This is a genomic window from Arthrobacter sp. C9C5, assembly GCF_013359735.1.
In the GTDB taxonomy this organism is placed as follows: domain Bacteria; phylum Actinomycetota; class Actinomycetes; order Actinomycetales; family Micrococcaceae; genus Arthrobacter.
In genome coordinates this window covers 101,371-113,392 of the sequence record NZ_JABFMX010000012.1, presented here as the reverse complement: position 1 = coordinate 113,392, position 12,022 = coordinate 101,371, and the positions used below count along the sequence as shown (strand labels likewise).

The 12,022-nt window shown below is 67.2% G+C and carries 9 protein-coding genes and 1 tRNA gene; 6 read left to right on the top strand and 4 right to left on the bottom strand.

The window, feature by feature from the left end:
* Window positions 1–303: 303 nt before the first annotated feature.
* From HNO80_RS11225 to HNO80_RS11220, 3 genes are all read right to left on the bottom strand, one after another.
* Window positions 304–618: a hypothetical protein gene (locus HNO80_RS11225; protein WP_175322936.1), complete on the bottom strand. Its 315-nt coding sequence runs from the start codon at window positions 616–618 to the stop codon at window positions 304–306.
* Window positions 619–835: 217 nt separating this feature from the next.
* A complete protein-coding gene (locus tag HNO80_RS18090; protein WP_283810492.1) occupies window positions 836–970 on the bottom strand; it encodes a hypothetical protein in 135 nt (44 codons plus the stop codon).
* Window positions 971–1,349: 379 nt separating this feature from the next.
* On the bottom strand, window positions 1,350–1,823 hold the full coding sequence (locus HNO80_RS11220; RefSeq protein WP_175322970.1) for a MarR family winged helix-turn-helix transcriptional regulator: 474 nt from the start codon (window positions 1,821–1,823) through the stop codon (window positions 1,350–1,352).
* Between the two features lie 95 nt (window positions 1,824–1,918).
* On the opposite strand from HNO80_RS11220, the gene bcp reads away from it, so the two are divergent.
* From bcp to HNO80_RS11190, 6 genes are all read left to right on the top strand, one after another.
* A complete protein-coding gene (gene bcp / locus HNO80_RS11215; protein WP_175322935.1) occupies window positions 1,919–2,392 on the top strand; it encodes a thioredoxin-dependent thiol peroxidase in 474 nt (157 codons plus the stop codon).
* Window positions 2,393–2,531: 139 nt separating this feature from the next.
* Window positions 2,532–2,613: transfer RNA gene (locus tag HNO80_RS11210), tRNA-Leu, on the top strand.
* Between the two features lie 289 nt (window positions 2,614–2,902).
* On the top strand, window positions 2,903–3,589 hold the full coding sequence (locus HNO80_RS11205) for a fasciclin domain-containing protein (RefSeq protein WP_175322934.1): 687 nt from the start codon (window positions 2,903–2,905) through the stop codon (window positions 3,587–3,589).
* 232 nt (window positions 3,590–3,821) lie between these two features.
* Window positions 3,822–5,474, top strand: a complete 1,653-nt coding sequence (locus HNO80_RS11200; RefSeq protein ID WP_502707845.1) for an ABC transporter substrate-binding protein — start codon at window positions 3,822–3,824, stop codon at window positions 5,472–5,474.
* A 79-nt stretch (window positions 5,475–5,553) separates the two neighbouring features.
* Window positions 5,554–7,056 carry a malate:quinone oxidoreductase gene (locus HNO80_RS11195; RefSeq protein ID WP_175322933.1) on the top strand — a complete coding sequence of 501 codons (1,503 nt, stop codon included), beginning with the start codon at window positions 5,554–5,556 and terminating at the stop codon, window positions 7,054–7,056.
* Between the two features lie 82 nt (window positions 7,057–7,138).
* A complete protein-coding gene (locus HNO80_RS11190) occupies window positions 7,139–10,360 on the top strand; it encodes an efflux RND transporter permease subunit (RefSeq protein ID WP_175322932.1) in 3,222 nt (1,073 codons plus the stop codon).
* Between the two features lie 27 nt (window positions 10,361–10,387).
* Here HNO80_RS11190 and HNO80_RS11185 read toward each other — a convergent pair whose 3' ends face one another.
* Window positions 10,388–11,851 carry an MFS transporter gene (locus tag HNO80_RS11185; protein ID WP_175322931.1) on the bottom strand — a complete coding sequence of 488 codons (1,464 nt, stop codon included), beginning with the start codon at window positions 11,849–11,851 and terminating at the stop codon, window positions 10,388–10,390.
* Window positions 11,852–12,022 lie beyond the last annotated feature (171 nt).

Sequence of the window (12,022 nt, the reverse complement as noted above, 5' to 3'; positions counted from 1 at the left end):
GCCACGTCGGCCGGCGGACGGGCGAGAGCGGGAAACGCTCGTGCTCGGCCAGCCCCGGGTCCGAAAGAACTTTAACCCGGAACAATCGGGTCTAGCCGCAAATTGCGGGAGCCCTTGGCGCTTCCTGCGCGTTTCCTGCCGGTGCAGACGGCAACTTCCTAACCTGGAGCGGGGCGCGCATCGCTGTCCGGGCCTTCTTAGGGAGCCCGGTCCCCGCGGCGGCTGAGCCCCAAAAGTGCCCACGCTGACAGGAGCAGGCCTCCGACCGCCAGCAGGAACGCCCCCGCCCGCAGGGCAGTGCCGCTACCCTGTGAAACCTGGGCAACGACCGCGGCTGCCTCCGAAACGGCGGCTGGCACCGACGACGGCGTCCCACCCGCCGTCGAGGGCGCGGCAGTGGCCCTGGCCGGGACCGAGGCAGGAACCGATGCGTGGACCGGCGCCTTGGAGGGCGCCGCCCGGACGGCGGTTTTCGCGGACGGGGCCGGTGCGGGGCTGGAGGGTGCCGCGGAGGATGGTGCCGGAGCGGCCGGCGGAGCCGACGGTGCGGCCGGAGCCGTAGCCGAGGGCTTGACGGTGCTCGAAGGCTTCGGGGCGGGCGTGGCTGAGGGCTCGCATCGGCCCAGGGGTACCAAAACGACCGGACCGCAGGGTTCGGCGTCGGCCGGGGCGGCGAGGGCGAGGGCGGTGGAGGCAGTCAAGGCAAGGATGGCCATGGCCGTGACAGCCCAAGAGGCACTCCTACGCGTTCTCATCCTAGACATCCTACGTTCCCTGGGCAGGCGCCGAGGGGTTTTCCGGAGGGCCCTCCCACCCTTCCGGGGCTGGCCCGGTGCTAGCGCCGCCCGGCCTCAGCCAGCTGGAAATGGATGGGCAACGCGAGCTGAATCGGTTTGGTGCCCAGCGGCTCGTCGAGCAGCTCGTTGATCGAGGTCTGCCCTTCCAGCTCCTCAGTCAGGTGCGCATCCATTCCTTGATCCTATGTCCGGCCGGCTCCCGCTTGGGTGATGGACACGGGCCCGGCCGGATCAGGGAACAGCCGTGTCCAGCCCCGCGTCAAAAAGCCGGCCTCGGACCGTGGCGGGACGGGTGCTGGCGAAGGGCAGCTAGGGTTTCGCCGGCGCTTCTACGTGGGGGTCGCAGTCTTCGCAGAACACCGTTGCGGCATATTCGCCGCAACACTGGCAGTGATGCTCCAAGGACCTGGCTTCGAGAACGTACCTAGTCATGGCCCCATGCTCGCCCAGCAGGGTCGGCTTGAACCCAGTAGTGGGTACTCGTTTGCCGGGCCGGGCTAGCGCAGTCCGGTGCAAGCACCGGCAGTGCCCTACCTAGTTGGCGCCGGCGGCCTAGTTGGCCTCGGCGGACACAATAGGCTCTACCGCTGTGACGATCGATTTCGCTTCCGTCGTGGACATGCGGTTGGCCAGTTCCCGGACCACGGACTGCAACTCGTGCCGCAGGGAGTCGGGATCGATCGAAGCGGCAGCGAGCACCGAGCGCTCCATGTCCGCGGCCGCAACGACGGCTTCGCGGCCGCGGTCGGTCAGGGTGACGACGTGGCTGCGGCGGTCGGAGGCGCTGCGCTCCCTGGAGATGTGACCGTGGGCTTCAAGCCGGCTCAGGGTTTTGCCCATGGTCTGGGCCTGGACGCGGACCAATTGCGCCAATTGCGCTTGGGTCATGGGTCCTTGAGCGGAGAGCACTTCCATCGCAATGACCCCGGCATGGGTCAGGCCAATGGCCCCCAGCTTCTCGTTCCAGGAGTGTTCTACAAGGCGTGCTGCCGTGGACAATAGGCGGCCCGTGGGCCAGCGATCCATATCAGGCATACCAAAGAGTATAGCGATTGTCCGATTCGTGGGCCGCGCCCGTGCTCACTAGGCTGGAATTCCCTAAATTTGTCAAGGAGATAAACATGCCTGAACGACTCGTTCCCGGAGACGACGCGCCGGACTTCCAGCTGTTGGACTCGGCCGGACGCGAGGTCGGCCTGCAGGACTTCCGCGGCCGGAACGCGGTGGTCTACTTCTATCCGGCGGCTGCCACGCCGGGCTGCACCAAGCAGGCCTGCGACTTCCGCGACTCACTGGCGGCCCTGCAGGGTGCGGGCTATGACGTCGTCGGCATCTCCCCGGACCCGGTGGCGAAGCTCGCGGGCTTCGCGGCGGCCGAGGGACTCAGCTTCCCGCTGCTCTCCGATCCGGACCACGCGGTGGCCGAGGCGTACGCGGCATGGGGTGAGAAGAAGAACTACGGCCGCACCTATGAGGGCCTTATCCGTTCCACCGTGGTGGTCGGTCCGGACGGCAAAGTCACCCTGGCCCAATACAACGTGCGCGCCACCGGCCACGTCGCCAAGCTGCTCCGCGACCTGAAGCTGGACGCCTAACTGTCCTGCGGGCAGGCGCCGGCAGCGACGGAGCCCCCGGCATCCCGCATCTCCGACGCCGGGCTGCGGGCCAGAACTGTAGACTGGTGCCTGGCATCCGCCGTCGAGGGCCTTTCGGCCCCGCGAACGACGGCGCCGCGCGCGAGTGGTGAAATTGGCAGACACGCAGGATTTAGGTTCCTGTGCCTTCGGGCGTGGGGGTTCAAGTCCCCCCTTGCGCACAATGCGAAACCCCGGTCTTCGGACCGGGGTTTCGCATTTTAGCCCGAGGACCGAACCACCCGCACCCGCCAAAACGCCGGGAATCCCGGCCCAACCGCACGCCCCTCCCGCCGACTTAAACCGGGCCCAAAAAAAAGAATTTCGATTCCCACCCATCCCTTTCCGCCGAGCCCGCGAATACCCATTGAGACACCAACCAAGGGTCGGTGCCCGACAGTCGGAGAAAGGCCACAGCGGCAAAGATGTTCGCTGCAGGCAATGAAATCGGCACAACAAAGGAGAATCGAAATGCAGACCATCAAGCGCACGACTTTCGCCGTTGCAGGTATCGCTGCTGCAGCCATGCTCAGCCTCACTGCCTGCGGCGGTTCCAGCACGACATCCAGCTCCTCGGCTCCCGCTTCCACGCCGTCGGAGTCCGCCATGTCTTCCAGCATGGCCCCGTCACCGTCCATGAGCTCCTCCGCCGCAGCGATGGACCCGGCGGCAGACCTCGTCGGCTCCGGCTGCGCCGCCTACGCCTCGCAGGTTCCCGACGGTAAGGGTTCCGTCGCCGGCATGGCGCTGGACCCGGTGGCCGTAGCCGCCTCCAACAACCCGATCCTGACCACCCTGACGGCCGCCGTCTCGGGCAAGCTCAACCCCAAGGTCAACCTGGTGGACACCCTGAACGGCAGCGAATTCACTGTCTTCGCTCCGACGGATGACGCGTTCAAGAAGATCGACGCCGCCACCATCAACAAGCTCAAGACGGACGATGCCCTGCTGAGCAAGATCCTGACCTACCACGTTGTTCCCGGCAAGATCAGCCCGTCTGAGATCGTGGGCACCCACAAGACCGTCCAGGGCGGTTCCGTGACCGTCACCGGCAGCAAGGACGCGCTCAAGGTCGACGGCGCCAACGTGGTTTGCGGTGGCGTCAAGACCGCCAACGCCACGGTCTACATGGTCGACTCGGTCCTGATGCCCAAGTAAGCATCACCAAGACCTCCTCACCCGGATCCAGCCTGACTCCCTGGATCCACCTGGAGAAATGAAGGCCCGCACCGGATGGTGCGGGCCTTCACCTGTTGCGGGCTACCGGGAAACCCCTGTGACGGTCAACTAGACTGGGGCTGTTCCGCAGCCGGCGGCCAACAAGTTCCCAGAGGTGATTCCTTCAGTGCCCAGCAGTACCGCGCCTATCAGTGCCGGCCCCCGAAAGGCGTTGCGCCGCATCGCAGCCGGCCTTGGCGCAGTCCTGCTCCTGCTGCCGCTGGCCTCGTGCACCGGAACACCGGGCCCCGCACCGTCGCCCTCCTCCGCCAGCGCTTCCGACGCCGGGCCCACCGCCACCTTCACCTTTGGCACGGCCTCGCGTCCGCTCGGCCTGGATCCGGCCCTCGTGTCCGACGTCGACTCCTACCGCATCACACGCCAGATCCTCGAAGGCCTGATCGGCGTCGACCAGACCAGCGGCAAGCCCACACCCCTGCTGGCTACCGAATGGACGACCAGCGACGATGGCCGCGCCTACACCTTCAAGCTCCGCGAGAACGTGAAATTCCAGGACGGCACTGCGTTCAATGCGGCGGCCGTGTGCACCAATTTCAAGCGCTGGTTCAATTTCTCCGCCGCCCTCCGCAAGCAGGCACCCGGCAGTACGTTCAAGGGCGTGTTCATGGCGCACGCGGACCAGGCCTCGCTGTCCATCTACAAGGGCTGCACCGCACTGGCGGCAAACAGCGTCCGGGTCGATCTCACCCAGCCCTTCACCGGGTTCCTCCAGGCGCTCACCTTGCCCGCCTTCGCGATCTCCTCGCCGCACGCCCTGGCCGCACAGTCTGCCGACGTGCTTAACCAGGAGCGCGAGGGCCAGCCGGTGTCCGCCTACGCCCTGCACCCTGTGGGCACCGGCCCCTACGTCTTCGACTCCTGGGACAACAACACCGTCACCCTGAACAGCAACAAGGGCTATTGGGGCGACAAGGGACAGATCAGAACCATCAACTTCGTCACCTACGACCACCCGCAGGCCCGGCTTCAGGCCCTGCTTGACGGGAAAATCGATGCCTACGATTCCGTGACAGTGGGCAACTTCGACCAGCTGGTCAAGCGCGGCAAACAGATCATCCAGCGCGATCCCTTCTCCGTCATGTACCTGGGCATGAACCAGGAAGTACCGGTGCTGCGCAAGCTCAAGGTCCGGCAGGCGATCGAGATGGCCCTGGACAAGGACACCCTGATCCGGAAGTTCTTCATTGACAACACCGCGGCGGCCTCGCAGTTCGTCCCGCCGAAGCTGAGCGGCTTCAACAACAATGCCCCCTCGCTGGGCTACGACCAGAACAAGGCCAAGGAGCTGCTCGCCGAGGCCGGCTACAAGGGCGAGGAACTGAAGTTCTACTACCCGCTCAATGTCGCACGCCCCTACCTTCCGACCCCGGAAAAGGTCTACGCGGAAATCAGCCGCCAGCTCACCGCCGTCGGGCTCAACATCAAACCCGTTCCGGTCGAATGGTCCGACGGCTACCTCCAGAAGGTCACCTCCCCCGGCGACCACGCCCTGCATCTGCTCGGCTGGAACGGGTCCTACGCGGATCCGGACAACTTCGTGGGCCCGCTCTTCGGTGAAAACACCGGCGAGTTCGGCTACCAGGACCCCCAGGTGTTCTCGAAAATCTCCCGCGCCCGGGGCCTGCCGGACGGCAAGGACCGGACCGAGCAGTACCAGACCATCAATGCGCAGATTGCCGCGACCGTGCCCGCTGTGCCGATTGCGTTCCCAATCTCGGCACTGGCTCTGTCCGACCGGGTGCTGAAGTACCCGGCGTCGCCGGTCCTGAACGAAGTTTTCACGAACGTCGAACTAAAGCCTTGACGGGACGGCCCAATTTCAGTTAGTGGGCCGTGCGGGGATATTCTGTGACAGCCAGAGCCGCTGCTATCGGAGACTGATTGTGACTTTCATTTCCAAGACCCAACATGCCGACGTCGTCCTGATTGGCGGCGGCATCATGAGCGCCACGCTGGGCGCCTTCCTGAAGCAGCTTGAGCCGAACTGGACCATTTCGCTCTTCGAGCGCCTGGACCAGCCGGGCCTGGAAAGCTCCGATCCGTGGAACAACGCCGGCACCGGCCACGCCGCACTGTGTGAGCTTAACTACTCCCCCGCAGCCAAAGACGGCTCGGTGGACCCGGCAAAGGCCCTGCACATCAACGAGCAGTTCCAGCTTTCCCGCCAGTTCTGGTCCCACCTGGTCACCAACAACCTGATCGGTTCCCCCAAGGGCTTCATCAACACCGTGCCGCACATGAGCTTCGTGGTGGGCGACGCCAACGTCAAGTTCCTGCGCACCCGCTACGAGGCGCTCAAGCCGAACCCCCTGTTCCGCTCGATGGAGTACTCCGAGGACCACGCCCAGATCGCCAAGTGGGCGCCGTTGATCGTCAAGGGCCGCGATCCGAAGCAGCACATCGCCGCCACCCGCGCCGCCGAAGGCACCGACGTCGACTTCGGCGCCCTGACCCGCGAACTGACCGGCTACCTCGGCAACAACGGCGTGGAAATCAACTACGGCCACGATGTCACCGGCATCAAGCGTGCCTCCGACGGCGGCTGGGACCTTGCACTCAAGCACCCGCGCTCCGGCGAGCACGGCTCGATCCACGCGAAGTTCGTCTTTGTCGGCGCCGGCGGCGGGGCGCTGCACCTGTTGCAGGCCTCCGGCATCCCGGAAAGCAAGGGCTTCGGCGGCTTCCCGGTCTCGGGCCAGTTCTTCCGCTGCACGGATGAAACCCTCGCCGGCCAGCACAGCGCCAAGGTTTACGGCCAGGCCTCCGTGGGCGCCCCGCCCATGTCCGTCCCGCACCTGGACACCCGGTACGTCAACGGCAAGCGCTCACTGCTGTTCGGCCCGTACGCCGGCTTCTCCACCAACTTCCTGAAGAACGGCTCCTACCTGGACCTGCCGCTGTCCATCCGGCCCTCCAACATCATCCCGATGCTGGCCGTGGCTAAGGACAACATGGATCTCACCGCGTACCTGGTCAAGGAAGTCGCCAAGCGGCACGGCGCCAAGGTCGAGGCCCTGCGGGAGTACTACCCGGAGGCCAAGGACGGCGACTGGGAGCTCATCACCGCCGGCCAGCGGGTCCAGATCATCAAGAAGGATCCGAAGAAGGGCGGCGTGCTGCAGTTCGGCACCGAGGTCATCGCCGGCCGCGACGGCACCATCGGCGCCCTGCTTGGCGCCTCCCCGGGGGCCTCCACCGCCGTGCCGATCATGATCGAACTGCTCCAGAAGTCCTTCCCCAAGAACTTCAAGGGCTGGCAGTCCAAGCTCAAGGAGATGATGCCCGGCTACGGCGTCAAGCTCAACGAGAACCCGGACCTTGCCGCCAAGCTCGAGGCGGAGACGGCCGCGGCACTCCAGCTGGAGCCGGTCACCGCCACCCGCTGAAACCCTTCCGGGCTGCGGTACGTTCAATCCCTGTGACGTCACGCTGTGACGTACGTCCGTCGACCCATCAGGAGACCATGAGATGTTCCGGCTGGCCAAGCTTTCGCTAGGAAACCGGGCGCTGATCGCGCTGATCACCGTCTTCGCGTCGGTCTTCGGCGTGATCACGATGACCTCGCTCAAGCAGGAGCTCATCCCGTCCATCGAGTTCCCGCAGATCACCGTCATCACCTCGATGCCCGGGGCCTCGCCGGAAGTCGTAGACAAGCAGGTCAGCGGGCCGCTGGAGACGGCGCTCAACGGCGTCGAGGGGCTGGAGTCGACGTCGTCGACGTCACGCAACGGCGTTTCGCAGATCACCCTGGCGTTCACCTACGGCTCCAACCTGGACCGCGCCCGGAACCAGATCGACCGCGCAATTTCCAACGCGAAGCAGGCGCTGCCGAAGGACGTCCAGCCACAGGCGATCGCCGGCAGCATCAGTGACTTCCCGATCGTCTATCTTGCGGTGTCCTCGGACAAGCCGTTGAGCGAGCTCAACGCGGACCTCGCCCGCCTGAGCGTGCCGCGGCTGCAGAAGCTCGACGGCGTGCGCGGCGCCGAAGTGACCGGCGGGGCCACCCAGCACATCAAGATCCTGCCGCGGCCGGCGGCCATGGCTGCCTCCGGCGTGACCATCCAGTCGATTTCCGACGCGCTAAAGAACAACGGCACGCTGGTCCCGGCCGGCAGCATCGAGGAACAGGGCAAGACGCTCTCGCTGCAGATCGGCAGCCCGGTGGATTCCCTCGACGCGGTCAAGGCCCTGCCGCTGGGAGGTGCCCGCGACGCCGCGACAATCGGCAGCGTGGCGGACGTCAGCATCGCCGAGGACGCCCGCACCTCGATCACCCGCACCAACGGCAAGGAAACCCTGGCCGTCTCGGTCACCAAGAAGCCCGAGGGCGACACGGTGGGCATCTCCCACGCGGTCAAGGACGCCATCCCGCAGCTTGAGGCCGAGCTGGGGTCCAACGCCAAGTTCACCCCGGTGTTCGACCAGGCGCCGTTCATCGAGAAGTCCATCAAGGACCTCACCACGGAGGGCCTGCTGGGTCTGGGCTTCGCCGTCGCCGTCATCCTGCTGTTCCTGCTCTCGGTGCGCTCCACGCTGGTCACGGCCGTGTCCATCCCGCTGTCCCTGCTGATCACCTTCATCGGGCTCTCCGCGACCGGATACTCGCTGAACATCCTGACCCTCGGCGCGCTGACGATCGCTATCGGCCGCGTGGTGGACGACTCGATCGTGGTGATCGAGAACATCAAGCGCCACCTCAGTTACGGCGAGCAGAAAATCACCGCCATCCTGACCTCCATCCGTGAGGTCGCCGGCGCAATCACCGCGTCCACCCTCACCACGGTGGCGGTCTTCCTGCCGATCGCGTTCGTGGCCGGACTCGCCGGTGAGCTGTTCCGGCCCTTCGCCCTCACGGTCACGATCGCCCTGGTCTCCTCGCTGTTGGTCTCGCTGACCATCGTTCCGGTGCTGGCGTACTGGTTCCTGCGGACCCCCGCGGACAAGGCCGGCGGCTACGTCTCCGAAGCCTCAGCCCGCGAGACCGCCGCGAAGGCCCACGCGGCCGAGCAGCGCAGCTTCCTGCAGCGCGGCTACCTCCCGATCCTCACCAAGACCCAGCGGCACCCCGTCATCACCCTGGTGGCGGCCGTCCTGGTCCTGGGCGGCACCGCGGCGATGTCGCCGTTGCTCGCCACCGACCTGCTGGGCCGTTCCGGCGAAAACAGCATGACCGTGCGGCAGGCCCTTCCGGCCGGCACCAGCCTGGCCGAGGGCAGCGCCGCGGCCGTCAAGGTCGAGAAGGCCCTGCGCGGCATCGACGGGATCAAGGATGTCCAGGTCACCACCGGCAACGCCCAGACGGGCTTCTCCGCGTTGCAGTCCACCGGGGCGGCGAACTCCAGCTTCACCGTCGTGACCGAGGAGAAGGCCAACCAGGGCAAGCTGCAGGACGCCGTCCGCAAGGAGCTCGCCAAGATCTCCGACGCCGGCAAGATCACCGTCGGTTCGCAGCAGGGCGGATTCGGCACGACATCGACTGTCGACATCACGCTCAAGGCCGCCAGTTCCGCCGACCTCAAGACCGCCAGCGACGCCATGGTCAAGGCCATGGACGGGGTCCCCGGCTCGTCCGAGGTCAGCACCAACCTGGCCGCGAGCCAGCCCGTGGTCCAGGTCAAGGTGGACCGCGCCAAGGCCGTTGCGGCCGGCCTGAACGAACAGCAGGTCGCCGGCGTGCTGGCCTCCACGATCAGCCCGGTCCCGGCCGGCACCGTCCGCATCGGCACGAACGACTTCCCGGTCCGGATCGGCGAGGGCACCCGTTTCACCAGCATCGGCGCCGTGCGCGACCTTCCGCTACCGACGGCGCGGGGCCCGGTCCCGCTGTCCTCGATCGCCTCGGTGGAACAGGTGGAGGTTCCGGTCTCCATTACCGCCAGCAACGGCCAGCGGACCGCACGCGTCTCCGTCACGCCGTCGGGCGGAAACCTCGGTGCGGTAAGCACCGAGGTGCAGGCCCGGCTCAAGTCGGTCCAGCTGCCGCCGGGTGTCACGGCAGAGATCGGCGGGGCCACCACGCAGCAGGCAGAGTCCTTCGGCCAGCTGGGACTGGCACTGCTGGCCGCCATCGCGATTGTTTACGTGATCATGGTCGCCGCGTTCAAATCCCTCGTGCAGCCGCTGATCCTACTGGTCTCGATCCCGTTCGCGGCCACCGGCGCCATTGCCCTGCTGCTGGTGACGGGCGTTCCGCTGGGGCTGCCTTCGCTGATCGGCATGCTGATGCTGGTGGGCATCGTGGTGACCAATGCGATCGTGCTGATCGACTTGATCAACCAATACCGCCAGCCGCGGGGCGGCGAGCCCGGCATGAGTGTGGCGGAAGCGATCACGCACGGCGCACGCCAGCGCCTCCGGCCCATCCTGATGACCGCGCTGGCCACCGTGTTCGCGCTGACCCCGATGGCACTGGGACTGACCGGCGGCGGCGGCTTCATCTCGCAGCCGCTGGCCATTGTGGTGATCGGCGGCCTCATTTCCTCCACCGCCCTGACGCTGATCCTGGTGCCCGTGCTGTACCGCTTGGTGGAGGGCCGGCGCGAACGCAAGGCACTGGCCCAGGGCGGCAGGCCCGCCCACGGCCGCCGGGCCCAGCCGGCGCCCACTGACGCCGCGGCCGACGTCGACCGGCTCGATGAGCAGGACGAGGCCGACGAACCGGATGAGGCCCCGGCGCTCCGCAACTAGCGCCTTCCCTCCCCCAACTACTGCGAGCTAGTTGGGGGCGGAAGCGGGCTCGGTGCTTTCGGGGGTTGCAGCCGGGGCGGGGTCGGAGAACGCCAGCCTCGGCACCAGGACCAAGGCTGCGGCCGCGGCCACTCCGGTGACCCCGCAGATGCTCCACACCGTGAGGTAGCCCGCCAACGGCGCCGCGGTCTGCCCGGCGGCGGCCGCAGCGCCGGCGTCGGCCAGGACGTGGTTGAGCAGGGCAATGCCGAACACCGCCGACGCGAAGGCCCCGCCGATGGTCTTGGTCGTGTTGGTCAGGCCCGTCGCCATCGCCGTCCGGTTCAGCGGCGCCGCGGCGGCCGCCGCCGAGGGCAGCGCCGCCACGAGCGCCCCGGAGCCGACGCCGGCCACCGCCATGTTGACCAGCGCCTCGGCCAGGCTGCCGTGGAAGGGCAGGAAGAGCAGGTAGCCGAGCCCGACGAGGGCGGCGGCGCCCACCAGGGTCCAGCGCGGGGTCAGCCGGCGCGTCACCACGGGGTACAGCAAGGCCCCCACCAGCAGCGCCAGCACGTATACGCCGATGATGATCGAGACCTGGCCGGCGCGCAGCCCCAGGCCGTAGCCATGCAGTGCAGGATCGGTCCGGGCAAAGGTGGAGAGCGGGGCCTGGGCGCCCAGCACGGATACTCCGAACAGCCCCGCGGTCAGCTGCACCGGCCACATGGACTTGGACCGCAGCATCCGGATGTCCACCAGCGGATCCTCGCGGCCCAGCTCGACGCGGGTGAACGGGACGAAGACCAGCAGGCCGGCCGCGACCGGCGCCCATGCCCACCAGGCTCCGGGGCCGCCCAGCCGCATGAAGGTCAGTCCGGAGGTGATCAGCAGGAGCCCGACGGCGAGCAGCGCGAAGCCGCGGGTGTCCACCCTGCCGCCGCTGCGTTCGGTGGACTCCGGCACCCCGAAGCGGATGGCGAACCAGCACGCCGTCACGGCCAGGGCGGGAAGCATCAGCACCAGTTGCAGTTGCCCGGCGAAGACTTCCACGAGGGCCCCGGCCGCGAGGGCACCGGCGATGACGCCGAATTCCAGCGCGCCCACGAGGGCGCCGGCCGCGCGGCGGGTGCGGGCGGCGCCGTCGGGCAGCCCGTGCACCCGGCTGAAGATTAGGGCGATTTCCAGCGGCAGCCAGACCACATAGAAGCCCTGCAACGACCACGCCGCGAGGAACGTCCAGAAATCCGGCGCCAGCGCCACGCCCCATGAGGCGGCGGCGGTGAGCACGGTGGAGACGAGCAGGATCCTGCGGTGTCCGTACAGGTCCCCCAGTTTCGCGAGCACCGGCACGGCCAAGGCGCTGACTGTCAGCTGGGCGGCCTCGAACCAGTTGACGTCGGCGTCGTGAATCCCCAGGTGCCGGGCGATGTCGGTGAGGATGGGAGTGTAGTAGCCCTGCAGGATCCCGCTGGTAAGTTCCACCAGGCACAGAAAAGCGACAACGCGGCGCATGGCGACCTTCCGGGCGGGCTGGGCATCTGGCGGCCAGCCGATTGATTGCATCCTAGGGCCGGGCCCCGCAGGCTCCCCGCAGGAGGTGGAATATCCCGGCGTGGCGGACGTTATAGAGGGTGATAGATGCAAATGCATGTAAATCGGTTATAGTAGAAGCAGCACCCGGAA

What these genes read in the sequence shown, in the direction of transcription:
- HNO80_RS11190 (WP_175322932.1), top strand. Translation starts at nt 7,139, where the DNA reads ATGTTCCGGCTGGCCAAGCTTTCGCTAGGAAACCGGGCGCTGATCGCG.
- HNO80_RS11225 (WP_175322936.1), bottom strand. Translation starts at nt 618, where the DNA reads ATGCGAGCCCTCAGCCACGCCCGCCCCGAAGCCTTCGAGCACCGTCAA.
- HNO80_RS11220 (WP_175322970.1), bottom strand. Translation starts at nt 1,823, where the DNA reads ATGGATCGCTGGCCCACGGGCCGCCTATTGTCCACGGCAGCACGCCTT.
- HNO80_RS11185 (WP_175322931.1), bottom strand. Translation starts at nt 11,851, where the DNA reads ATGCGCCGCGTTGTCGCTTTTCTGTGCCTGGTGGAACTTACCAGCGGG.
- bcp (WP_175322935.1), top strand. Translation starts at nt 1,919, where the DNA reads ATGCCTGAACGACTCGTTCCCGGAGACGACGCGCCGGACTTCCAGCTG.
- HNO80_RS18090 (WP_283810492.1), bottom strand. Translation starts at nt 970, where the DNA reads ATGGATGCGCACCTGACTGAGGAGCTGGAAGGGCAGACCTCGATCAAC.
- HNO80_RS11205 (WP_175322934.1), top strand. Translation starts at nt 2,903, where the DNA reads ATGCAGACCATCAAGCGCACGACTTTCGCCGTTGCAGGTATCGCTGCT.